13 protein-coding genes are annotated in these 25,261 nt (G+C 66.5%); 6 read left to right on the forward strand and 7 right to left on the reverse strand.

From position 1 onward, the window contains the following. Nucleotides 1-164 precede the first annotated feature (164 nt). Nucleotides 165-1,259 (forward strand): coiled-coil domain-containing protein, encoded by a 1,095-nt coding sequence (locus tag KY501_RS23295; protein WP_224365452.1) that lies wholly within the window; start codon nucleotides 165-167, stop codon nucleotides 1,257-1,259. Nucleotides 1,260-1,320: 61 nt separating this feature from the next. On the opposite strand, the gene KY501_RS23300 is transcribed toward KY501_RS23295, so the two are convergent. Continuing rightward, complete coding sequence (locus KY501_RS23300; RefSeq protein WP_224365453.1) at nucleotides 1,321-2,862, reverse strand: Kelch repeat-containing protein; 1,542 nt, start codon at nucleotides 2,860-2,862, stop codon at nucleotides 1,321-1,323. Nucleotides 2,863-2,932: 70 nt separating this feature from the next. Here KY501_RS23300 and KY501_RS23305 point away from each other — a divergent pair, with 70 nt between their 5' ends. Both KY501_RS23305 and KY501_RS23310 read left to right on the forward strand, forming a co-directional pair. Beyond that, nucleotides 2,933-4,474: a sensor histidine kinase gene (locus KY501_RS23305; RefSeq protein WP_224365454.1), complete on the forward strand. Its 1,542-nt coding sequence runs from the start codon at nucleotides 2,933-2,935 to the stop codon at nucleotides 4,472-4,474. Continuing rightward, entirely contained in the window at nucleotides 4,471-5,799 is a 1,329-nt protein-coding gene (locus KY501_RS23310; RefSeq protein WP_224365455.1) for a M16 family metallopeptidase, read from the forward strand. The genes KY501_RS23305 and KY501_RS23310 overlap by 4 nt, the downstream gene beginning before the upstream one ends. On the opposite strand, the gene KY501_RS23315 is transcribed toward KY501_RS23310, so the two are convergent. Continuing rightward, nucleotides 5,774-7,024: a tetratricopeptide repeat protein gene (locus KY501_RS23315; protein ID WP_224365456.1), complete on the reverse strand. Its 1,251-nt coding sequence runs from the start codon at nucleotides 7,022-7,024 to the stop codon at nucleotides 5,774-5,776. The genes KY501_RS23310 and KY501_RS23315 overlap by 26 nt on opposite strands. A gap of 112 nt (nucleotides 7,025-7,136) precedes the next feature. On the opposite strand from KY501_RS23315, the gene KY501_RS23320 reads away from it, so the two are divergent. Beyond that, a complete protein-coding gene (locus tag KY501_RS23320) occupies nucleotides 7,137-7,484 on the forward strand; it encodes a hypothetical protein (RefSeq protein ID WP_224365457.1) in 348 nt (115 codons plus the stop codon). Nucleotides 7,485-7,525: 41 nt separating this feature from the next. Here the strand turns inward: KY501_RS23320 and KY501_RS23325 are convergent, their stop codons facing one another. Both KY501_RS23325 and KY501_RS23330 read right to left on the reverse strand, forming a co-directional pair. Further along, nucleotides 7,526-8,101 (reverse strand): DJ-1/PfpI family protein, encoded by a 576-nt coding sequence (locus KY501_RS23325; protein WP_224365664.1) that lies wholly within the window; start codon nucleotides 8,099-8,101, stop codon nucleotides 7,526-7,528. After that, nucleotides 7,992-8,816, reverse strand: coding sequence for an AraC family transcriptional regulator (locus KY501_RS23330; protein ID WP_224365458.1), 825 nt, complete (start codon nucleotides 8,814-8,816; stop codon nucleotides 7,992-7,994). Before KY501_RS23330 ends, KY501_RS23325 begins: the two co-directional genes overlap by 110 nt. A 233-nt stretch (nucleotides 8,817-9,049) precedes the next feature. Here KY501_RS23330 and KY501_RS23335 point away from each other — a divergent pair, with 233 nt between their 5' ends. Continuing rightward, entirely contained in the window at nucleotides 9,050-20,653 is an 11,604-nt protein-coding gene (locus tag KY501_RS23335; protein ID WP_224365459.1) for an RHS repeat-associated core domain-containing protein, read from the forward strand. Between the two features lie 2 nt (nucleotides 20,654-20,655). Then, nucleotides 20,656-20,964, forward strand: a complete 309-nt coding sequence (locus tag KY501_RS23340) for a hypothetical protein (RefSeq protein WP_224365460.1) — start codon at nucleotides 20,656-20,658, stop codon at nucleotides 20,962-20,964. A gap of 43 nt (nucleotides 20,965-21,007) precedes the next feature. On the opposite strand, the gene KY501_RS23345 is transcribed toward KY501_RS23340, so the two are convergent. From KY501_RS23345 to dapF, 3 genes are read right to left on the reverse strand one after another with little or no spacing between them, the layout of a single operon-like run. Continuing rightward, a complete protein-coding gene (locus KY501_RS23345; RefSeq protein ID WP_224365461.1) occupies nucleotides 21,008-22,501 on the reverse strand; it encodes a DUF4388 domain-containing protein in 1,494 nt (497 codons plus the stop codon). A 12-nt stretch (nucleotides 22,502-22,513) separates the two neighbouring features. Then, entirely contained in the window at nucleotides 22,514-24,364 is a 1,851-nt protein-coding gene (locus tag KY501_RS53675) for a GGDEF domain-containing response regulator (protein WP_309242989.1), read from the reverse strand. Between the two features lie 41 nt (nucleotides 24,365-24,405). Next, nucleotides 24,406-25,257, reverse strand: coding sequence for a diaminopimelate epimerase (gene dapF, locus KY501_RS23360; RefSeq protein WP_224365462.1), 852 nt, complete (start codon nucleotides 25,255-25,257; stop codon nucleotides 24,406-24,408). Between the last annotated feature and the right edge of the window lie 4 nt (nucleotides 25,258-25,261).

Below are 25,261 nucleotides of genomic sequence, written 5' to 3' on the forward strand. Positions count from 1 at the left end.
ATAGATGCCAGCCAGAAGCGAACTCGACGCCTCGCTCGCCCGGGTGTGCGCCTGCAAGCCACGCGGGCAAGACTCCCCCTTGGGGACTACACGACTATTGACGTGCCGTTGCCGGAAGTTAGGCTGCGGCGCTTTTTTTGCAGTCCCTTGTGGAGGTAGCACTCGTGCTGGTTGCCCTCATCCTCGTATCCATCGGCTTTGCCGTCACGCTCGGCATGCTGCTCTTCGGCTCGAACCGAGCCGCTATCCCCACTCCCACCGTGAAGGGAGAACTGGAGGACGCGTCCAAGGCTCGCGCCCGCGCTGAGTCCGAACTCGAGCGCAAGCAGAAGGAACTCGACGAGCAGCGTTCACAGCTCCAGGACGTCAAGGAGCAGCTCAAGCAGGCCAAGCGCAAGCTCTACGATCAGAAGGAGTCCGAGAAGGGCGATCGAGACCTCCAGAAGGCCCGCACCGATACCGAGCGCCAGGCCTCCGTCCAGTTGGAGGTGGTGCGAGTCGAGCTCGCCAACGCCCTCGCCGAGGTGGAGCGCCTGCGCGGCGAGCAGGGCGGCGGTGCCCGTCAGCGCCGTGCCCCCGCTCCGCAGCCCGCTGCCCCGGCGGCTCCCGCTGCCCCGGCGGCTCCTGCTGCTCCGGCCGCCACCAGCGCCCCCGCCACCGGGCAGATCTCCGCCCCGGCCCAGGAGGGAGAGCACGTGGTGACGGCCGCCGTCCAGGTCACTCCGGCCGCTGAGCCCGCCGCGGAGAAGGACAGGGGCGCTCGCCGCTACCGTGAGCTCAACGACGCGGACCGCGAGAAGATGGAGCGCCTGGAGCACACCGCCAACAAGGAGCGCAGCCGCGCCTCGGAGCTGGACCGCGAGCTGCGCCGGGCGAAGGGCCAGCGAGAGACACAGCAGCGCATCTACAACGCCACCAAGGGCGAGCTGGATCTCCAGAAGGACAAGTTCAAGGCCCTGGAGAAGCGCCTGAACCGCACCCTGCTGGAGCGGGACCTGCTGCGCCGGGCCATCAAGGACCTGGAGAAGAAGACGGGCATGCTGGCCGATCGCACCGAGCTGACGCCGGACGAGGTGGCCGCCAGCGACCAGCGCACCGAGGAGGCCGCGAAGGAGCGTGCCGCCGCCGAGGCCCAGCGCACCGCCGCGCAGGCCCAGGCCGAGGCAGAGGCCGCCAAGCCCGCCGAGACTCCCGCGGCTCCGAGCGAGTCCTCCGCCGCTCCGGCCGAGGCTGACAAGTCCACGGCGCCCAGCGCCTGATCCAGCGCCCAGCGCCTCGCACCGGGCCCCTCCTCCCCTTGGGACGAGGGGCCTTCGTGTCTCAGTCGCGAGGCACGGGCATGAAGATGTAGAGCCCCGTCGCGGGCTGCGGAACGCCGCCACTCTCCGCCAATCCGCCCGCGACGAGCACCGAGCCATCCGGCAGCAACGTGCAGGTGTGCAGGTAGCGCGCCGGAGACACGGGCAGCATCCCAAGCGCACCGCCCGTCGCGTTCGTGGTGGGCGTGAGCAGCTCGGTGGCACCCATGCTCTCGAGCCCGTTCTCGAAGCCGATCCTCCGCCCTCCCACCGTGAGCACCCGCCCATCCGGCAGGCTCACCGCGCAGAGCTCTCCCCGCGCCACAATGGACGGCCCCGCAGCCACGAAGGAAGAGCCCTCCCTCAAGCCGATCAGCTCCGATGCGGCCACGGCCCTGGACCCGTTGTCCACGGGCCCGGGCGTGGAGTAGCCACCCATCACGAGCAGCTTCTGCCCATCATCGTAGGCCGCGACCGCTGCATCCCGGCGGGGCTGGCGAAGCGCCACGCTGGTGCTGGTGAGCGCGAAGGTGCTCCCATCGAAGGCGAACGTCAGCACCTCGCGGGACAGATTGGTTCCATCCGAGCCGCCAACGACAGCGATCCGCTGTTGGTCCGCGAGCGTCACCAGGGCCGCTCCCATCCGAGGCACGGAGGTAGGCACCGCGAAGCTCCGGCCCGCCGTGGGCTCCACGCCCTCGGGCGCAGTAACCACCGTGCCGGCCACTCCGATACCGCCCACCAGAAGAACCCGGCCGTCCCCGTCTGCCGCTGCCGCATGGCGGGTGCGCGCAGTGGACAGCTCGAATGAGTCGACCTGCTCCGTCGCCGGATCGAACACCGCCCCGGTGCTCAGAGGAACGGCCACATCACCTAAAGCCTGCGTCTCACCGCCAATCCAGGCCACGCGCCCGTCCGGAGTCCGCGAGGCCGTGTGGAACGCCCGGCGAGCCCCACCGAGCCCCGGGTCCGGCAGGTAGCTGAGCGTGCGCGCCTGGGGATCGAAGAGCTCCACGGAGCCGATGGTCTCGGTCTGCCCGTCGGGGTTCACCCGGAGCCCTCCGGCGATGACGACCCGGCCGTCCTCCAGCAGGGTGGCCGTGTGAGCGGCCCGCGCATCGGTCAGGTCCAGGCAGGTCCCCGCACTCTGCGCGCTCTCCACCGGGGCGAAGATATTGACGCGGCGCAGGATGACCTGGATGGGAGCGGCGGGGGCTCCTTCCTCCGGCATGACGAAGGGGAGCGAGCGGCCCACGGCGACCACCGAGCCCGCACTGCTGGGCTCCCCCGTATAGGCTCGAACCTCGAGCACCCGGCCCGCTCCGGGGGGAGTGACGGGGATGTCCTCGGGTTGCAGATCGACGGGAGCAATGCGCTCGATGGGGGCGTCCAGGCCCTCACCCGTGACACGCAGGAGAAAGTGGGTGACGCCGTCCAGCGGACGCGGCCGTTCACAACTGCTCGAAATGAGCTGAAGCTGTGGAGCGGCCCCCTGCTCCTGGCACGCGGGAGCAAGGGCCAGCACGGCCGCAAGGAAGGCGGGACGAGAATAGCGTGGCCACATACAAGGCCACCGTATCAGCTTGCGCTCGGGCCGGCGCGAGCGTAGCGATGGACAGGCCAGACTCTCCGTGATGAAGCTCTCCCTCGCCACGCGCATCTTCCTCGGCTACGCCGTGGTGCTCGTCACCTTCGGCGCGGTGTCGCTCTTCAGCGTGGCGGAGCTGCACCGCAACCAGCAGGAGATCCGGCTCGTCAGCCAGGGCTACCTCCAGCTCTCGCAGGACGCGGCGGCCCTGGAGACCTTCCACACCAGCCAGGGCAAGGACACCGAGCGCCTCGTGGACGAGGACAACGTGGAGACACGGCGGGCCCTCATCCGGCTGGCGCGCATGTACATCCCTCCGTTGATCTCCCAGCGGCTGGCCACCACGCGGGCCACGGCGCGGGAGATCCTCACCTACGCTCCGGCGGGAGAGCAGTCCTTCGTGCGTGAGCTGGAGGTGCGCATCGGAGAGCTCGAGAAGCAGTACACCGCCCACGGGCGCACGGCGGAGGCCGTCTTCACGGCGCTGGCCTCGGACACGCTGGACCGGGCTCAAGTGACCGCGTCCACCGCCGAGCTGCGCCAGGTGGAGGCCTCCATCGGCCGGGAACTGCGCGCGCTGCGCACCATCCTGGACAACCGCATCCGCGAGCGCGTGGATCGCGCCGAGGAGCACGAGCGGCGCACGGGGCTGGCCATCATCACCCTCTCGCTCGTGGCGGTGGGCGTGGGACTGGGCGCCACCCTGCTCTCGGCACGCACGCTGCGGCCGGTGCGCACGCTCATCGAGGGCGTGTCCCGTATCGGCAAGGGCGACTACAGCGCGCAGCTGGGCGTGCAGGGAGATGACGAGGTGGCCGTGCTGGCCCGCGAGTTCGATGCCATGGCACGCTCGCTCCAGGCCCGCGAATCCCAGCTCAAGGCCCAGGCCGAGGCGCTCGCTCGCGCCGAGCAGTTGGCGGCGGTGGGCCGCATCTCCGCCCAGGTGGCCCACGAGGTGCGCAACCCGCTGTCCTCCATCGGCCTCAACGTGGAGATGATCGGGGACGCGCTGGACCGGGCCGCCTTCCGCAACGAAGACGACGAACGCGAAGCGAAGGAGCTGCTCACCGCGGTGACGCGCGAGGTGGATCGGCTCACGGACGTCACTGAGCAGTACCTGCGCATGGCGCGCCCGCCCAAGCCCACGCTGGTGTCCGAGGACGTGACGGAGGTGCTTGGCGGGGTGCTGGACTTCGCACGTGAGGAGTTGGAGCGCGCGGGCGTGGAGGTGGTACGGGCCTTCGCGCGAGACACGCCGCAGGTGCTCGCGGATGAGGGCCAGCTGCGCCAGGTCTTCCTCAACCTGCTGCGCAACAGCCGCGAGGCCATGCCGGACGGCGGACGCCTCACCGTGTCCACCCGGGGGCTGGAGAAGGAAGTGGAGATCTCCGTCCAGGACACGGGCCGGGGAATGACGGAGACGGTGCGAGAGCGCCTCTTCGAGCCCTTCTTCTCCACCAAGGAGGGGGGCACGGGGCTAGGACTCTCCGTCAGCCAACAGATACTCCAGGCGCACGGAGGCACCCTCGCCTGTCAGAGTCTGCCCGGCCAGGGAACGACCTTCGTGTTAAGGCTCCCCCGCGCATGAGCTTCACACTTCATAGGGACGTGCTGCCCTCCGGGCTGCGCGTCGTCACCGTCGAGACGCCCCACCTCCACACCGCCCTGCTCGCCATCTACGTGCGGACGGGCAGCCGCCACGAGACGCCCCTCACCAACGGCGTCAGCCACTTCCTGGAGCACCTCTTCTTCCGAGGCAGCGAGGGCTGGCCGGACACCGTGAAGATGAACGCCGCCGTCGAGGAGGTGGGCGGCAACCTCAACGGCGTCACCACGCGGGATCACGGCTTCTACTACACCCCCATACACCCGAACCATCTGAAGGTGGGGATGGAGATCATCGGGGACATGCTGACGCGGCCGCGCCTCACGGACATGGAGGTGGAGCGGCAGATCATCATCGAGGAGATGCTGGACGAGGTGGATGAGAAGGGCCGGGACATCGACCTGGACAACCTGTCCAAGCGGCTGCTGTTCCCGGACCATCCGCTGTCGCTGAAGATCGCGGGCACGCGCGAGTCCGTGTCGAAGCTGAAGCACTCGCAGGTCCTGGAGCACTTCGCGCGGCACTACGTGGCGGGGAACCTGGTGGTGACGGCGGCGGGCCGGGTGAAGCACTCGGAGGTGCTGGAGCTGACCGAGCGCGCCTTTGCCCGGCTCCCCAAGGGTCCCGCCACCACGGAGAAGCCCCCTCCTCCGCCGGCGCCTGGGCCTCGGCTGCACTTCGTCTCGCACGACGAGTCTCAGACGGAGTTCCGCCTCAACTTCCGCACCGTGCCCGAGCAGCACGCGGACTACCCGGCGCTGCAGATCATCCGCCGGGTGCTGGACGACGGTCTGTCCTCGAGGCTGCCCTTTGAAGTCGTGGAGAAGCGGGGGCTGGCCTACTCGATCAACGCGGGGATGGATGGGTTCCACGACTCAGGCATCTTCGAGATCGACGCGGCGAGCGCGCCCGAAAAGGCCTCGAAGGTCGTGGAGGTGGTGCTCGAGGTGCTGGCCAAGGTGTGCTCGGAGAAGATCTCCGCGGAGGAACTCTCGCGAGCTCAGCGCCGGCACCGGATGCTGCTGGAGTTCTCGGAGGACTCGCCGGGGGAGCTGGCCGGATGGTTCGGCGGCACGGAGCTGTTCCGCAGGCCCGAGTCCTTCAGCCAGCGCGCGGACCTGGTGGACGCGGAGACGGCGGCCCACGTTCGCGAGGTGGCACGGCGCTACTTCACACGCGAGAACCTCACGGTGGTAGCAGTGGGCCAGCGCAAGGGCATCAAGGCGCTGGAGCGCATCGTGGAGCAGGCGGAGGGCCTGCCCTCGGGGGCTCGGAAGTCCGTCAGTGCCGGCCGCCGCGCAAGATGATGGGGCCGGAGGACTTCTTCTTCACGGGGGCCGGGGTGAGCGCGGCCTTGAGGGCGACGTACTTCGGGTTGCCCGGCTCGCGCTTGAGCAGCTCGTCGACGATCTTGAGCCCGCGCTCGGAGTTGGTCTTCCCCTGCGCGTATATCTCCGCCAGAGCGATCTTCTCCTCGAGAGAGGCCTCTCCGAGCTTGTAGAGCTGCTCCAGGCTCTTCTGGGCCTCGGCCTTCTCGCCGCCCTCCTGCTGCATGCGCCACATGCGCGAGAGCGCGGGAGCGAAGTGCGGATCGGCACTGAGCGCATAGCCGTAGCTCTCCTCGGCGCTCCGCTTGTCGCCCTGAATCTCCGAGGCACGGCCCCGGACATAGAGGGCGCGGGGCGCGCGGGCGTCGATGCGCAGCACCCTGTCCACGAGCGCCTGCGCCTCGGTGTTCTTGCCGATGTTCAGCTTGGCCTCGGCGAGCATGCCCAGCGCGTCGGTGTTGTCGGGATGCTCCTCGACCAGTTGGGTGAGGATCTCGGCGGCCTGCTCGTGGTGCTCCAGCTTGGCGAGGATGCGCGCGTGCAGCAGGACGACCTCGGGCTTCTTCGCATCCGCGCCGGTGATGGTGGCGATATCCTGCTCGGCCACCTCGGGGTAACCGCTGTTGAGGAAGTAGCGCACGCGCAGCAGGTGCGCCGCGATGAGGTTCGGGTTCTCCTCGATGAGCCGGTCCATCAACTTGGCGGCGAGGACCTCATCGCCCTTCACGAGGAGGATCTCGGCCTCCACCGTCTTGGCCTCGGGGTCATCCGGGCGCTGGGTCTGGATGGGCTCGAGCGACTTGAAGGCGCCCTGGGGATCTCCGTTGCGCGCCTGGAGCCGGGCGAGCGCGAGGATCTCCTTGTCGCTGAGCTGCTCGGCGTCCCGGAGCGTCACGAGGGCGGCGATGGCCTCGTCGACGTGGTTCTGGCCGAGATAGAGGTCCACCATCTGCTTCTGGATGACGGGGTCGTTCCCGGGTGCAATGGCCTCGGCCTCCTTGAGCGCGAGGATGGCCGCGGCATCGTTGCCGGCGGCGCGGTGGGCCTCGGCCATGAGCAGCAGGGGCTCGGGGTTCTCCCGTGCGAGGTTGGAGGCGGCACGGAAGGCCTTGGCGGCCCGCTCGGGCTGGTTGGAGGCCATGAACGTCCGGCCCTCGCCGAGCCTGGACTCGTAGGTCTCCGCCCGGGTCTGGACGGCCGCCATCTCCGGGTCCTTGCAGGCAACCGGGAGGAACAACGAAAGGGACGCAGTCAACCGCAGAATTCGCAAATGCATCGCTGAGCGGCAGGGTAGCGGATGTTATCCTCCCGCGTCGATGGACCCCTTCGTGCGGCGCCTCGTGGAGAGGCTCCATGACCCGACTCGACCGCTGTCGCGCAACCGCCACTTCCACACCTTCGATACTCCGGAGGGGCGGTCAGCGATGAAGGTGTCTCGCCGGCTCAAGAGCCTGCAGCGGGACATCATCGCTTGCATCAAGGAGGGCAGCCGGGCGCGCTTCTTCCGCCAGGAGGGACCGGACGGGCAGACGCGCATCGAGCTGCAGATGGAGCGCATCCAGGGACGCCGGGTGTCGCTGCTCCAGGACGCGGAGTTCGAGTTGCTCGCCCAGCTTCCGGGCGTGAGCGAGGCCCTCGAGGAAGTGCTGGACCCGGCCGCCTGACGCCTCGCTGCGGCGCGTTGCGGCGGAGTCGGGGAGGAAGCTCAGGCCTCGGCGGCGTAGGGCGGTGCCGGCTCGTACTGCATGTGGCGCTGGACCCGGCGAGCCACCGAGGGGCTCCAGAGCTGCCCCACCATCCACAGGGCCATGTCGATGCCAGCAGATACCCCGGCCGCCGTCACCACGTTGCCATCCCGGACGTAGCGGACGTCATCGAGCACGGTGAGGCCCTCGCGGGCGCGCAGTTCCTCGATGGCCCGCCAGTGCGTCGTCACGCGGCGACCCGAGCAGAGCCCGGCGCCGTGGAGCAGGAACGCGCCCGTGCAGACGCTGGTGATCCAGGAGGCCTCGGCTCCTCGAGCACGCAGCCACCCGAGCATCCGCTCGTCGTGCATCTCGCGCTTGCGCCCCTCCCCTCCCGGGACGAGGACGACGTCCATCCGAGGCGCGCTGGAGAAGGAGTGGTCCGCGCGCACGCGCATGCCCTTGGCGCAGCGGACCTCGGAGCCCTCACGGGACACGGTGAAGACCTCCAGGTCCACCCCTTCCTGTTTGGCGGCCATGGTGAACACTTCCCAGGGGCCCACGAAGTCGAGCTCCTCGGCACCATCGAACAACACGATTCCAATCCGGGTCATGACGGGACTCTCCTCTGGTGGAGAGCTGGACGCTGAACTGTGACTGGCCTCCGGGCCGGCGCAGAAACAGGACCAGCTCGCGGGCGACAGCCAGGGCCACCTCGCGTCCACAGTCTTCCTCGACCAGCGCGAGCGCCAGGTCCATGCCCGCCGTCACTCCGGCGGACGTATAGAGGGAGCCATCGCGGATGAAGATGGGATCGCGCTCCACCTTCACCTGGGGGAAACGCCGGGCGAGTTCGTCGCAGGCGCTCCAGTGGGTGACGGCGCGGCGGCCATCGAGCAGCCCGGCCTCGGCCAGCACGAACGCCCCGGTGCAGACAGAGCCGAGCCGCCGCACCTGGAGCGCCCGAGCGCGCACCCAGGCGAGCACCTGTGCATCCTGGGCCGTGCGCTGGACTCCGATGCCGCCCGCGATGAGGAGCGTGTCGATGCGGCCTCCTGGGGAGCCGAGCGTCCGGTCCGCATGGAGACGGAGACCCGAGGAAGACCGAATCACAGGCGCCTGGGTGCTGAGCAGTTCCAGCGTGTAGCAATCCGAGGAGGCGCCGCGGTGCTCCCGGAGCCAGCGGGAGGTGCGGCCGAAGACTTCCAGGGGCCCAGTGACGTCGAGGATCTGCACGTCGTCATAGGCCAGGAGGGCCACCCGGGCGGGGCGCGTCAGCGACCTGTCCAGCAGTCCTACAGGTTGGGGCATCCGCTCCATGTCTCGAATATGAGCGCCGGGGGCTGTGGCCACAAGGACAAGGTGCCCACACTTTCGGCCAGACCGAGGGGAGTCCACGATCGTGGACTGCACCGTCCACAGCCGTGGACTCGGGCTGCGTCAGCGAGGGGCTATCCCCTTGGAAACACGGTAGGTCCAGGGCTTGCACAAGGGGCCAGCCACCTCACGCCCTGTCCAGACATCCGGGGCCTGGGAGGCACTTCATGGTCCCTGTCCTGCTCATCGTCCTTGCCGCCCTGCCATCCACCCCACCCTCCTCGAAGGAGATCGATCTCACTCCGCCCGCGCCCCAGGTGCAGGTGGATATGCAGGCGCTCCACGAGCGAACGCGCCGCTTCGAGCAACTGCGAGCCCGGCACCGAGCCGCCGAGCAGCACCTGGCCCCGACGGGCTCCCTGGAAACACTGAGCGAGGCGCGCTCCCTGTGCTCAACGCCTCCGGGCTTCTGGGCGCGGCTGCTGCCGGGAGGCTCCGACACACCGGAGACGCTCAATTCCTGCCGGAGCGCCGCCGAGCGGACGGAGCAGCTCTCCTCGACGCTCACCGATAGAAGAAACGCGGCGATGCGCCACTTCGACTCGGTGGAGGCGCTGCTGGGGGGCTCCTCTCAGCGGGAGGAGGTGTGGGCCCGCCTCGAGAAACAACGTGCCTTGCTGAAGGAGCGCAGCGCCGACGCGGAGGAACTGGCGAAGCGCACATCCACGGCGCTGCGAGGCGGTGGAGACTCCTTCTCGGACCGGCTGTCCTGGCACCTGCTGCCGAGCGGAGGAGGAGACGCCTCGGAGCTGTTGTCCCAGTTCGAGACGCAGTTGCGGAGCTGGAGCGGCACGGAGCAGCCGGTGCTGGGCGCGGACCTGACGTACGTGCAGGGAGGCGCGGAGGCCGGGTCGATGCCCACGGCGCGGATGACTCCGGCCTATCTGTCGCTGAACTCAGAGCCGATGCTCGATGACGCCGCCGAGGGCCGCGAAGTCGAGCTCTCCGCGGAGCTCGTTACGAAGGCGCAGGAGTTGGGTACGGCGAAGGCCGCATACGACTTCGTGAAGAACGAGACGCGGTTGGACTGGTACTTCGGCTCGCTCAAGGGCTCGACGCAGACGCTGAGGGAGCGGCGCGGCAATGATGCGGACCTCTCGGCGCTGCTGGTGGCGCTGCTACGAGCCCAGGGCACTCCGGCACGCTTCGTCCACGGCACGGTGGAGCTGTCCGTGGAGCAGATTGCTGCATCCCTGGGGATGCTCACGGGCGAAGAGGTGGCGAAGCTCGACGCGGCGACCTCTGGGGGTGCGGCATGGACGCTCTCGCCAGAGAAGAGCGCGCAGGTGGTGCAGGCGCTGAACGCCGCGGCGATTCCGTACGAGCCGGTGGTCCGAGGCGGCCGGGTGGCGGCGGTGAACCTGGTGCGCATCTGGGTGGAGGCCTATGTCGACTTCGCGGAGTACCGCGGCGTAGGCAATGGGAAGGTGGGCCGGCAGTGGGTGGCGCTGGAGACGTCGCTGACGGGCCAGGCAAAGGCGGCCGCCACGCCTCCGGTGCTGGATGCGCTCACGGCGCTGAAGGAGACACCGGACTCGCTCACCGCAGCGTGGCTGAGTGGGCCGACACAGAAGTCCATGGTGGAGTTCGTGCGCGGGAGGGTGGAGAGCTACCTGACCGCGCAACACCCGGACATCTTCTATTCGCAGATGCAGTGGACGGTGGTGCCTCGGAAGGAGGAGCTGCCGCTCCTGCCGGGCTCCCTGCCCTACAAGGTGCTCACCGTCCACGGTGAGTCCGCCTTCCTGCCCGAGTCGCTCCAGCAGCAGGTCCAGCTCACGGCCTGGAACGATGCGGGCCTTCTCTTCGAGCTGAAGCTCCCGCTCCATCAGGTGACGGGCCATCGGACGGTGCTGACGCACGTGCCCGCGACCGAGACGGATGCGCAGATCATCTCGCTGGCTGGAGGGCTCTACGCGGCGCCCGCCTCGCTGGTCGAGGTGCGCCCGGTGGTTCGCATCAACGGTCGCGAGATGGCTGTGTCGGGCCGCAGCGTGGGCCTGGGCACTTCGTACCAGTGGTCACTGGAGGTGCTGCTGCCCGGCGGAGGGACACGTCACATCGACAACCGCGTGGTGGCGGGCAATGTGGTGGCCATCGGCGTGGGCGGCCCGGGCAATAAACACCAGGAGACCGCGGGCCTGGATTCGGCGGACCTGGATGGCCCTGCGCTCCGCTTCCTGTACACGCGAGCGGCGGCCTACGCGAACGCCTGGACGCAGGCAGAGGACGAGCTCGCGCGGCTGCTGCAAGTCATCCCGGTGCGGCCGACGGCCAACATCGTCTTCGTGCAGAACCAGGTGCGAGTGGACGAGGTGCTGGGCGTGCGCCGGAGGCTCGAGTGGAAGGGCCTGGAGGTGGACGCCGACTTCCGCGCGATGACTCCGGTGGAGCTGAAGCCTGGGCGAGGCACGGCGCTGCTGCGCCTGTCTGGCTACGAGGGCTCGTTCCAGGAGGCACGCGTCCTCTCGGAGGGAACCGGTGAACCGGCAGTGTCCAGCGTCTCGGTGCTCCAGGAAGCGGCGGTGCAAGGAATCCCCATCCTTCACCTGCAGCCCAACGGTGCGGTGACGGGCCTGCAAGCAACGCCCGAGGTACTGAACACCGTAGCGGATCAGTTGGAGCGAGGGCGGCAGGTGGACATTCCGGCCACGCCGCTCACGCTGGAGAACTGGACGGGGACAGGCTTCATCTCGCGGGATCCGGTGACCGAGGAAGGCGGCTACTTCCTCTCGGGAGTGGTGTCGGGCGGGCAGACCATCGTGTCGCCCGAGCTGTGGACGGACGCAGAGCTCGCCGAGCGCCTGGGACGCCCGGACGCACCGATGGCCACGGATGACCTGGAGCAGGTGGCCCGCATCTTCAAGGTGGCGGCAACAGATTTCCAGGTCGGCACCGTGGGCAAGCCGCTGCCCTACCCGCTCGCTGTCTACGTCACGACCGCAGAGGGAGTCCCGGTCAAGGGCGCACCGGTGACGTTCGAGACAGCGGATGCGTCCAAGCCGCTCTTCCGCAGTCCGAAGACACCGGATGCGCAGCCTGCCGGGCAGCTCACCGTGCTCACGGACGAGACAGGCCGGGCCTCGGTGGTGGCGCTGCCCGACACGAAGATCGGGCACCTCGGCGTCCTGGAGCAGGGACAGCCCTTCCTTCAGGTCATCGGCCTCAACGTGGTGCAGGCCCACGTCCAGACGACGACCTCCGCGGCCTCTCTCCAAGAGCCCTTCGAATTCACCGCACGACCGGATGCGGTGGCGCGATTCACACGCGGGCAATCGACCTTCATCAGTGATGTGGGAGTTGAGCTGGGTGTACCCCTGACCCTCACCGCGCTGGACCAGTACGACAACATGCTGGCGAACCAGACGGTGCACTGGTCTTCCAATCCTGCGACGGCCGTCTTCTTCGACGCCCGAGACGAGTTCCAGCCGCCGCGAGTGCAGACCCTGGGCTCCCATCCGGAGCGTCAGTTCCCCGTCCTCGATCAGAAGACCACGATGCTGGGACAGGGCACCGTCGGATTCATCCCGGGGATGGAACCGGCCGCCTACACCATCACCGCCAGTGCCGGGGCTGCGTCCACGCAGTTCACGGTCCAGACGACAGACATCAATCGATACGCCTTCCGCGTCACGTACGGGAACAAGGCGACGGTGAGCGGAATCCTGGGCACCGCCACACCGGCGCCCTACTTCCTGGAGTTGCTGCAGCGAGCCAACGAGGACGGCACGGGCAACTGGGTCCGCATGACGGGGCGTGAGCCGAACATCAAGTCCGCTCGCATCCACATGTCCATCCGGGACGATGCCAGTGATAGGGAGCTGAGCCACGAGACGGCGAGCCCCTCGCAGCTCGGCACAGGGTCCATGTCCGGTGTCGATCTGGCGGACAACGTCGTCTTCTGGCCTCGCTATCTCGTCAAGAATGGCCGGCAGTTGATGCAGTTCACCGCCGAGATCGAGGAATCGAATCCCGAGGACGAGGAGCAGCGGAAGCCCTGCTGCACCCAGGAGTTCTCCGCACTGGTTGAATCCCGAGAACCGGGGCTGGCCGTGAATCAGCTCCGCGCGGATCAGAGCCCCGCGGAACTCAACGGCTGTGGAGCCATCTCCTCCGCTGACGGCTGGCTGCAATTCCACATCAACAATCCCGCGGGCTATCCCCTCTACGCGCGCATCATTCCCGAGCCCATTGTCTCGGGAGAGACGCTGCTCGAAGCGCCGCCCGCCGACTTCCTGCGAGACCCGGTGGATGGCACCTCGCTCGTGATGGTCGAGCAGCACCTCTCTCGCATTCCGCTCAAGGTTCGCACGGGAACGCATGGTGGGCAGGTCCGGCTCGAGCTGTTCGCACCCGACTTCCAGGTGTCCGACCGGCTTCGGACCAAGGTGGGAGAGATCACGACGTACCTCGACTTCAACACGCCGGGCCTGAGCGTTTCGAAGGAACCTCTCAGGGCGAAGTTGATCCTCGCGGTGCGCAACTTCGAGTCCGCGGCGACGCCCGAGAACCCCGAGGACGTGGTCGCGCCCACGGCCACTGTGAAGCCCATCCCCGTTCCCGCTCGGTTGAGGTTCTGCCCATCGGAGAGTGGCCGGGTGCAGGTGTACTCGGGCCAGGCGCTGCTGGCTGCCGCGGATGTCACGGAGGGACAGGGCCCCGGGCTGGTGCTGAGCCCGATCCAGGAAGAGGTTCCCGTTCCAGCGCAGCCGGAGCCCGGCTTGCTGTTGGTGAGCGTGCCTCCGGGAGATCCGGCGGGCCAGGAGGTGCGCGTCGACTTCGCTCGAGCGAGCACTCCCACGGAACATCAGGAGCAGAAGCTGGAGCTGCGCACGCGCATCACCGACACGAGCGTACTGCCCGTGGGGCATACGTTCGTGAAGGACGTGAGCACGGTGGACGGACACCTCGTGCGGCAGGTGGTGGATCTGGAGGTGCCCGGCCGCCGCCCGGCGCTCCAGTTCTCGCGGAGCTACACGAACCGAGGAAATGAACCGGGGGTGCTCGGGCGTGGTTGGAGCCACGGCTACAGCGGCCATGTGATTGCCTCGGAAGACCCCGAGCAGAACATCTTCCGATACATGGTGGTGGGCGGCGAAGGGGCGGGTCAGGTGTTCGACTGCGGCCCCGAGCAGACAGCGTGCAAGGCCCAGCAGGGCTTCCACGGCACCTTCCGAGGAGAGACGGTGGGCTCAGGCGCATCGGCTCACCGGGAGCTGGTGTTCCGAGCCCAGGACGGAACGGAGTACCGCTACGGGTCCGAGGTCTCCACCGAGGAGGGTGTAAGCCATCCGCTGCTGTCCATCCGGAGCCCCGAGGGCAACGTGATGGTGTTCGAGTACGGCGGGCCGGAACTCCACGACGAACTGCTCCGAGTCTGGGAGCCCGGAAACCGGCGTTTCCTGCAGTTCTCCTACGCTCAGCCCGACGGAGCCCCCCGGCTGCAGCTCTCCCAGGTGGGACTCTACGAGAACCCGATGGCTCCGACGCGGCTGCTGCCGAAGGACGAGGGCTCGTCCCTGGGGGTGTGCATCGGCTTCCGCTACAACGCGATGTGGGATCTGTCAGGCGCGGCGAGATACGACGGCCCGTGTCTGACGGGAGACGACGCGGCTCCGCTGCGAGAGGAGCACTACGGTTACGTGGGCGGCCCGGATGACGAGTTGCAGACGAACCTTGTCAGCTGGACGGACGCCAATGGCCACACGACGCAATACCAGTACTACGGGCGCTCGGACAGCCTGCCGGGCGAGCAGGACTTCCTGCGCTTCGGAGACAAGCAGGAGCGTGTGCGCCGCGTCATCGAGCCGCTGGATGTGGTGACGGAGTTCACGTACCGGCTCGTCCCGCGAGCGCTGCCAGTCTTCGGGCAGACGATGCTGACTTTCGAAACGGAGGTGAAGGGACCGCGGCCGGAGGTTCCCCCCACTTTCTACCGGATGGATCCCTACGGCGGGATGGTGGACGTGGAGCGGCCGGTGGAGCCGATGCTGTTCGCGCACACCTCCGCGAAGTGGGACCGCGTGCACATGCGCCGGGATGCAGAGCAGGACGCACGAGGCCGCGTCGTGAAGATGAAGTACGACGAGTTGGGGCGCCTGATCGAGCGGCGCACCGATCTGTCCGTGCTCCCCGCCTCGGGGGATGCAGAGGCCACCGAGCCCGTGAAGGATGCCGAGGGCCAGGTGCTCGACGAGGCCGTGGAGAAGTGGAGCTACGACATCGCCTTCGGAGCGCTGGTGTGCCAGATGGATGCGGAGGGCCGCATCACCGTCCACACGCTCGACACGGACGGGAAGGACCCGCGCACAGGCCTGCCGGTGGGAACGGGGCTGCTGCTGGAGTCGCGTCGCCTGGCGACGCCGGTGTCACGCGAACAGGCTCGGAGCACCGACACCTGCGCGGAGCTGGCCGCCCCTCTGCCCCGGACGAACAAGGACATCATCACCCACCGAGAGTACTGCCACGTGAGGAGCACCGATGCGTGTCCTCCGGGAGCCGTCACGGGAGACCTCACGGCCACGGTGGATGGCAATATCAACCGTTCGGCTATCACCGCCTACGACCCTTACGGGTCCGTGCGCGAGCAGACCGTCGCGGTGACGGGCTCGAAGACGGTGAAGACAACCCGGGAGTTCGACGCGCGTGGGCGCCTGAAGACCGAGTCCGACACCTTCGGGCATCGAACGCTGCAGGAGTATGACGGGCTGGACCGTCCGAAGACGGTGATTCGCGCGAACACCAAGGGCCTCTCCCCCTCGGTGGTGAAACAGCTCGAGTACTACGCCGGGGGCCAGTTGCGCCGCGAGTACACCCCGTCCACGGGCTTCGAGCGCCTCTACACGCTGGACGAACTCAACCGTGTGAAGACAGTCAAAGAGTCCGGCGGCGGGCTCGAGAGCCCGCTCGTGACGGAGTACGGCTACGACAAGGCCGGCAACCGGGAGACCGTCACCGACCGGAGGGGCGTGAAGACGACGACGGAGTATGACTTGGGTGACCGGCCTGTGCTTGTGCGAATAGCGCCTGCCGAGGGCAACACCTTCCTGTTGCAGAACGGTGTGGAAGGCATTGTCGGGCAGGCAGGCGTGGTGGCCACGTATGGCTATGACACGGCGGGCAATCGTCTCTTCGAGACAGACATCCACGGGCACCAGACGGACTACAGGCTCGACTCGCTGTATCGCGTGGTGCGCGCGCAGGGGCCGATGGTGCCTGGGCCGGAGCTGGATGCGCCACCCCGGCGCTACGAGACGCTCGCGCGCTTCGATCTGGTGGGCAACAAGACGCTCAGCGTGGATGGGAACGAGCACGAGACGATCCAGGAGTACGACTTCGCCAACCGGCTCGTGTCCACCAAGGATGCGGTAGAGCGTGAGGAGCGGCGCGAGTACGACTTCAACGGCAACCCCACGCTCGAGAAGTGGCTGGCGGGAGGCATCGAGCAGCGCCGCCGCACAACTCAGTACGACGGGCTGAACCGTCCCTTCGAGGTCACGGAGACATTCAAGAGAGTGGGGAACGAAACGAGCACCCTCATCACCACTACGGCCTACGCCGATGAGCAGAACGCGCTCAGCACGAAGGATGCGCGCGGATTCCTGACGGTGGTGATCAAGGACGATCTGGACCGGGTGTACCAGCAGACGGTGGATGCAGCGGCCGAGCCGAGCCACACCCTGACGCGTCAGCCCGATGACCCGCTGGTGGGCAGCGCGCTGGAGTTGCTCACCCGCTTCGAGTACGACCCCCACGGCAACCTGGCCGTGCAGGTGGATGCGCTGAACCGGCGAACCGAGGAGACGCACGACGCACTGGGGCGGCTGTCGAAGCGGAACAAGCCCATGGGCGTCACCGAGTCCTTCGTCTACGACGGCGAGGGGCACACCCTCCAGCAGACCGATGGTCGAGGCATCGTCCGAACCACGGGCTATGACGTGGCGGGGCGGCCCGCGCTCGAGCAACTGGTCGAGAGCCTCTCGAACGGAGGAGAGCCTCTCACGACGCTGGAGCGCTTCTATCTGGACACGCCCGAGGCCGACAGCGGGCTGGTGAAGGTGGTGGAGCAAGACGCTCGGCTGGCTCAGACGGTGCACGTCCAGGACGGCATGCACCGCGAGGTGCGCGTGGAGGATGCGCTGAACCACGTACGCGAATCCCGCTTCGATGCGCAGAACCTCCGAGTCTCACGAGATGCCAAGGGGTACACGACCCGCTACGACTACGACGCTGTCGGAAGGCTCAAAGCGCAGCGAGACTTCGAACTCAACCAGAGCACGGCTCGTTACACCCAGACGAGCACGTACGATGACGCCTCACGCACGGAGACCCTGGTCGACCGGCGCGAGATTCCCACCGTGCGTCTGCGTGACGGCCTGGGTCGACTAATGAGCGAGACGCGAGGACTCGGCGACGATGTCCGCAGCGAGTCGACGACCTACAACGCCGCAGGCCAGGTGGTGGCGCGAATTGACCCCAACAATCACACGAGCCGCTACCGCTACGACGCAGCGGGCCAGATGCAGACAGAGACGCGAGGTGCCGGCACGCAGGACGAGGCAACCACCACGCACACCTACGATGCTGTCGGCAACCTCATCTCCACACTTGGCCCAAGAAACCCGGGAAAGCCCTACACGAACCGCTGGACGTACGACGACCTGAATCGGCAGGTGCGCTCCGAGGATGCGCTGGAGCGAGTCACAGCGAGCGCCTACGACGCCGCGGGCAACCTGCTGTGCGTGAAGCGCCCGCTGGGTCACCCGACTCTGGGCCACGGGCAGGCGACGGGGCTCACGGTGGAGCAGCTCCGGAACCAGGTCTGCACAGGAACGCATGTCACCCGCTACACCTATGACGAGGTGGGGAAGCTCACGGACACCATCGATGCGTTGGATGGCCACTACTCCTTCGTCTACGACGCCACGCGCAATCTCGTGGCAAAGCAGGACGCCAACGGCAACCTCTCGACGTTCGAGTTCGACGAACTCGGCCACCGGACTGCGGAGCACGTCCACCTCGACGCGCACCGACGCCAGACGGCTGTGGACAGAGCCTCTGTGCCTCTCTTCGAGCCGGGAGCCGAGCCCCTGTTCGACAAGGGCACCCTCACCTGGCGGTCCACCTATGACGCCAACGGCAACCTGGAGACCTTCACCGATGCCAAGGGTCAGAAGACGATCTCCGTCTACGGGATTTTGAATCGTCTGGACTCGCGCACCTACTCCAACCATGCACTGCCGAGGGCCTACCCCTCCATAGAGGCGCAGAGTTTCACGTACGACGAGAACGGCAATCTCACGGACATCATCGAGACCAAACGGACCGATGTGAGCACAATGGTTCAGCAGCACACTGGCCATACGTATGACAAGCTCGACAGGCTCGAGAGCACCACGCTGCCTTCGAACAAGCTTCTCTCCTACAGCTACTACGCGGGAGGCGAGCGAAAGAGCGTCACCGACCCGGATCTCGTCTCGACGAACTACAAGTACGACGCGCAAGGCCGACTCTCGGAAGCCACCATTCCCGAGGGAACTACCCTCTTCAAGTACTGGCCAGATTCGCTGCCGAAGACTACAGAACTGCCCAACGGCTTGATGGAGAAGCGCTGCTACGACGCTGCAGGCCAACTCACCCATATTGTCCTGGCACAGGGCAATGTGACAGAGACCTGCGAACGGGAGGGTACGCTGCGCAGCCGCTTTGACTATGACTACGACTCCAATGGGAATCGCCTGAGCCAGAGAGAGACACGCACTCGACCCGACACAGGAATGCTTGAGGCCCCCGAAACAACGACCTACGGATACGATGACCTCGACAGACTCACGGGAGTGGCCTACCCCGATGGGCGTGCGGTCCTCTACCATCTGGATCTCGTCGGCAATCGGACTGGAGAGCGCGATGCTCCATCTTCTGCCGTCTCGTCCTTGGGACCAGAAGCCTTCGACTCAGTTTCTGCCGACCAACTCTCACGAGACACCTCTGGAACCTTCAACCGTGCTGACTGGCTGATGCATCTTGCGGATCAAGTGGACTCTTCAAGGGAGCGCCAACTCAGCTATGACGCGAATGGCAACCTCTCATCTCTTATCTCGCCCGCCCGCACCCGCTCCTTCGCGTGGGACATCCGCAACACGCTGGCAACAGTTAGAGACAACGGCCAAGAGACTGGAAAATACGACTACGACATCAAACTTCAGCGAATTCGGCGACACACCACTTCTGAATCCGTGGAGTATGCGCTCGACAATGGCTTCGTCCTCCAAGAACAAGACTTCTCTCGCCAAACCAAGCGCCGTTACCACTATGCACAGAAGGCTTTAGCCGTAAGCGACACCTCAGACACAACTTCCACCATCCACTTCCTCACCAATGATGCGTTGGGCAGCGCGTCCGACGCCACATCATCCACAGGCGAAGTGGTTTCCATTCGTAAGTATGATGCATGGGGCAACCTGCAAGCGTTCATGGCCCCATCGGCCGATGAATTCAAACTCGGCTATACTGGACATCAATTCGACATAGAGACAGGCCTTACCTATGCACGGGCCCGGTACTATGACCCGGAACTGGGTCGATTCATCAGTCGAGATCCATACGAAGGAAAACTAAACGACGCACCTAGCCTGCATCGATATGTTTATGGGAACAGCAGCCCACTACGATTCATCGATCCAACGGGCTTTGCTTCGTTGGACGAACTACAACCTGGCCCTATCGACCAACTGCTCATTGCCTTAGGATGGCAGGACGCGCCTGCAGATCTCCTCAAAGCACAACCTATTTTCCACTCCGAGGAAGATGCACTGCGGGCCCGTCCTCAGGCGAAACTCGCGGAGTACACAACCGTAGAGGATCGAACCGACGCCGGAGCAATGACAACTGCTGAACGCAATGTCAAAGCACTCCCCACACCACTTATAGACTTCAAGGGGGAATACGAGCTATTCGACGAGGAACAGAAAAGACGATCCCAGGTCCAATTGCAGGGCACTGCATTAGTCGCTGGCACTGCTCTTTCAATCGCAGCGCCTTTCGCAGCTCCGCTTATTGTGGAGACTGCGGGAGTCACAGCACTTGGAGCCGGAGGTTTGGTCTTCGCTGGAAATTCGGCAGGCAATATTGCGACAGAGTACGGCCTGACTGGGGAAGTAACGCCTGAAGGTGCTGCCCTCTCCATCGCCCTCGCCGGCTTTTCCGGATTGCAGTCAGCGAAGCAGCTTCGCCCAATAGAAAGGATGGCTGCTGCCCAGGCAGAATTCTTGGCTGAAGATGCTGCAAGGTTCGGGAGAACCAGTCAGCTTTCTATTCAAACGTCCTTCATAGAGCCGATTCCAGAAGCCCCTCTTCCCAAACTGACGGCGCGTCAGGCCAAACTGCTAGCCCAGATCTCATCTCCGGGGGAATCGGTCCTTGTCCGGAAATCGGACGTAAATCTCACGGACCTCTCAGCGTTGACTAACTACAGCAAGGCAGAGTTCGGAATGTTCACCCTAGGAGGACGTCGCATGGTTTTCAGAGGAACGCCAGGCAATCTCGGTATTAGTTCGGAAAAAATCCATGAACTCGCGCTGGATGGGTGGCGCTTCTCGGGGCACACACATCCTGGAGTAACGAACACCGTGCTCAACGCTTCGCCAGACGATCGCAATGTGTTACGGCTTTTCAATGAAATGGGCACACAAAAGCGTAGCGCAATTCTCAACTCTCAAGGTAAGCTTCGCACGTTCTCGTCGAGCATATTCGACGACACGTTCGGGTTCTAGATATGCGCCTTGATGAGGCTGAACTGATCGCGAAGTCAGCGCTACGGGAGTATGCCAAGGGAAGAGAGGCACAATTGCGTGCATTGGGAGACCGACTGATCCTTCAGTCACAGAAGGTCAATGATGCATGGGTCATCATCGTGAGTATTTTCCCTAAAATTGGTCTTACCGAACCCCTCGAACCAAGGACGGATACTTCGTGGGATGATCGGGAGGAAGTTCGTGCGCGCGATTGGCTTCATGTGATCGTCGATTCCATGGGTGCCGCGCGCGTGGAAGAAGTTGCAAAGCTGGACGAACTTGCAGGATAAAAAACAGCGGGGCCATACCTCTGCCTCGGCACAGCATCCGTGCTCACGCGGAGGAGGCGACTCGTGGCCCCTGCTGCATCCCTGGTGTGGCGGGGGCCGGGTGGAGGCTTTGGATGAGCAGGCCACGGAGGGCTTCGGTTAGATCGTCTCCCAGTGCCATGGCTCCTGCTGGGGCCCCCTGCAGTTTCTCGGGCACCGTGTTGCCCACTACGGCCACGGGCACACGGATTTCCCAGGCCAGGTAACTGGCGAGCCGTACGGCGGCCTCTGACGTGTCCATCAGCAGGGCGCCTACGGCTCCTGCGCTGAAGGGGCGCCAGAGAGGGCGTGCTGCTTCTGCGGGGGGCAGCACGCAAAAGTCCAGGTGCAGCACTTCGCTCAGTTCCAACCGGCCCAGTGTCCCGAAGCCACTCTTTACGGCTGTCGGCTCTGCGGACACGGCTGCTAATCCTGGCAACTGTGCGAACAGCCGTCTTGCCGCGGATGGGCCGTTGCCGCAAATGAACACCTTTGCCGTCACAACCTTCAGTGGAGCCTTGCCTCGCAGCACCCGGCTCCGCAGCGCGTGCAGCTCCGCTGGGCCCAGCAATGGGCCGCTGCCCTCCTGCTCTCCCTCCGCCACCCTCGCCACGCCCTTCTGCATCAGCGTGATGAGGACTCCCAGCACCTCCAGGTCCGTCGCCGGCGCCAGGTCCAGTACCTCTCCCAGTGCCCTCGGCTGCCTCAACAGGTCCACCACCTGTGCCGTCACCGGGTGCTGGTCCTGGGGCAGGTCCGCCTCCGGCGCGATCACCAGCCGCATCGTCCGAGGCGGCAAGGACGGCAGCAGCCGGTTCACCTCGTCCGACTGCCTCATGCCCTCCAGCAGCGCGTCGTCCATCGCTCGGGTGATGCGCGGCTTCCCGGGACTCGTTCCCGGCGCGAACGTGAACGTTCCCTCCGTCCACGCCAGCAGCCGGAACAACGCCTTCTCTCCCTCCACCCGCCCCAACTTCGCGTTCACCGGACGCCCGTCGCCTACCTGGATCTCTCCCCGCTCGTTGCCCCGCTCCAGGTTCAGCTTCCCGCTCCGCTTGTTCATCCCCAGGATCTGCATCAGATCCGGAATGCCCAACTGGCTCAGCGAACCTTCAATCTCCTGCGCCTCGCTCTTGAGATCCTTCGCCGCCTCCGCTCGCCGGAAGATGTGCTCGATGCGACTCAACACCTCGTCCTGGTTGAAGGGCTTCTTCAGGTGCGCCGCCAGCCGCAACCCCCTCAGCCGATCCATGTCCAGGTTGGTGGTCGTCAACACCACCGGCACGTCCTCCGTCCGCGGATTCGTCCTCAAAATCTGGATGAACGTCCTCGCGTCCAACAGCTTGCAACCCTCGTCGAACAACACCAGATCCGGGTGCCGCAACACGCAGATCTCCAACGCCCTCGAGCCATCCGGCGCGTAGTGCACCTGGTAGCCCTTCTGTCTCAACGCGCGCGTCAAATGCCTCACCGCGTCGAGGTCCGGATCCGCTATCAGGATCTTCCGTGCCTGGGCCACGCCGCTCGCTCGCTAGTACGGCTGCAGGTCATACTCCGCCTGCAGCTTCGTGATCAGCCCGTCCACCACCGCGGTGTCCGAGGAGTGAAAACCCCACGTCGCTCCCTTCCCCCTCCTCTGTATCAACGCGTACGAGGCGTGCTCCGACAGCCAGAACAAGAACTCGTGCCGCGACACCCGATCGTCTCCCTCCAGGAACACCGGCGTCACCGCCGGGTGTGACTCCAAATCCAATCTCCGCCCCAACAGGTAGATCCGTGACGCCATCTCCGGCGGCGCCGACTCCAGCCCCGACGCAATCGGCAGGTCCGCTCGGATCTCCGGCCCTCCCACGTACAGCAACCCGCGCGAGCCCGGATCCCTCAGCAGCTCCCGCGCGATCTCCGCCTGCAGCTCGTCGAACAGCACGTCCGACACCTTCCCCCGCCGCGACGGCTCCGCCCGCTCGTCCGTCGGCAGCTTCGGGCTCGATGGCGTCCCCAACAGCAGCTCCACCTCGTCCCAGAATGGCAGCCCGTCCAGCAGCAGCCTCCGCTGCAACGACGCCCGCCGCTCGTCCATCCGCCGCCGGCACCGGTGCACCAGCTCGTCGAAGTCCTCCCCGTCCTTCGGGAACGTTCCCGCCCCTCCCACCATCGCCAGCGGCAGCTTCCCCTCCACCTCCTGCACGTCCGGCTCGTCCCTCACCGCCGCCACCGCCCGCCTCACGAACATCAACGCACCGAAGAAGTCCGTCTCCGGCAACAGCAGGTAGAACTCCTGATCGCTCGCCTTCGCGATCACGTCCGAGTCCCGGATGATCCGCGACAGCGCCCGGATGATGCCTCGCACCGCCTTCTTCGCCTCCGCCGCCCCCAGCCTCACCCGCACCAACGGCAGGTTGTCGATCGAGAACGTCAGCAGCGAGAACGTCCGACCGTAGCGCCGCGCCTTGTAGATCTCCTTCGACGCGTAGTCCGTGAAGTAGCTCAGGTTGTACGCCGCCGTGTCCCGATCCCGCAGACCGAGCCGCTGCAGCGCCAACAACCGCCGCCCGTTCTTCACCCCCACCGCCGCGAAGTCTCCAATCACCCGCGCCTGCCGCGCATGCTCCGGTTGGAACTCTCCGGCGATCGGATCCGACAGCTGCGCCAGCCCCATCAGCTCCCCGCCCGCCACCAACGGCACGTACAGCACCGGCGAGCGCTCCTCCCTCACCAGCCACGGCGCCGCCTCGCGCAGGCGCGCCGACAGCGCGCCCTCCGGCTTCATCCGCTCCACCAGGAAGTGCCGGTCCAGCAGACCCCGGTATGCCCTCAGCACCAAGTCGCCCCGGTCGTCCACCAGCCACAGCGCCGCGCTCTGCGCGTCACACACCGCGGCCAGATCCGCCGTCACCCGCTCCTGCAGACCCTCAAGGTCCGGGTACGCCAGGAACTCCAGGCAGCGCCGGTGCAGGTTCTGGTAGCGCGCGAACTCCAGGTTCTCGTCGCGCAGCTGCTCTCGCTCGTGCCGCAGCGCCACCCTCTGCAGCGCCCGGTCCACCACCAGGTAGAGATCCGTCTCCTCCACCGGCTTGGTGAGGCAGTCCGCCGCGCCCGCCTTCAGCGCCATCTCCGAGCCCTTCACGTCCGGCCGCGCACTGACCAGCAGCACCTCCTGGTCCGGGTTGCGCTCGCGCAACTTCGCCGTCAGCTCGAAGCCGTCCATCCCCGGCATCATCACGTCCGTGATGACCAGATCGAACCGCGTCAGGCTCGCCTGCTCCAGCGCGCGCGGCCCGTCCTCCGCCTCGACGACCCGGTATCCCCGGCGCGTGAGCATGTGGGTGACAAGCTCTCGAAAGAAGAGATCGTCGTCGACCAGGAGGATGGTGCCTGCCACGGCGGGGAAGGCCTCGAAGGGCGAAGGGGAAGAGGAAAAGGTTACCGACCCGGTGAGAGCCCCACAACGCCCTCGAACACGAACGACACGGGACCTCGGAGGCGGATGTCGGACAGGTCCGATGGCACCCGGATTCGCAGGTCCCCGCCCGGCAGCGTGACTCGCAGCCAGGCATCCGCTGGCAATCGCTTCGCCAGCACCGCCGCCGTCGCCGCCGCGCACGCGCCCGTCCCGCACGCCTGCGTCAACCCGCAGCCCCGCTCCCAGACGACGACCGTGAGCCCATCCGGGTCCACCCGCGTGAACTCCACGTTCGTCCGATCCGGGAAGGAGGGGTGGCGCTCCAGCGTGGGACCCAGGCGCTCGGCCTCGTCCAGCGGGCGATCCAGCAACACCAGGTGCGGGTTGCCCATGCTCACCGCCGAGCCGCGCAGCCCCGGGTGTCCCGGCACGGGAGCATCGAGGAAGGACTGGCCCGTCGCCCCCGAGGGGAGGTTCGGCGCCACCAACCTCGCGGGTCCCATGGAGATGTCCACCTCGCCGACTCCGTCTTCCCGGTAGCCCGGGACGCACGAGAGGACTCCCGCCCCCGTCTCCACGAGGATGCGCTCGGGACGGCCTCCGGAATGGTCCACGAGGTACTTCACCGCACAGCGCAGGCCGTTGCCGCACATCTCCGCAATGCTGCCGTCCGCGTTGTGCACCACCATCCGCGCCAGGCCAGCCGCCGAGGGAAGGAGCGAGAGCACTCCGTCCGCGCCGATGCCTCGCCGCCGGTCGCACATCCACCGCGACTGCTCGGCATCGATGTCCAATCCCGTCTGCCGACGGTCGAGCACGACGAAGTCGTTACCGAGCCCGTGATACTTGAAAATACGTTCCTGTTCCGCCACGACT

This window comes from Hyalangium versicolor (assembly GCF_020103695.1).
GTDB classification, from domain to species: domain Bacteria; phylum Myxococcota; class Myxococcia; order Myxococcales; family Myxococcaceae; genus Hyalangium; species Hyalangium versicolor.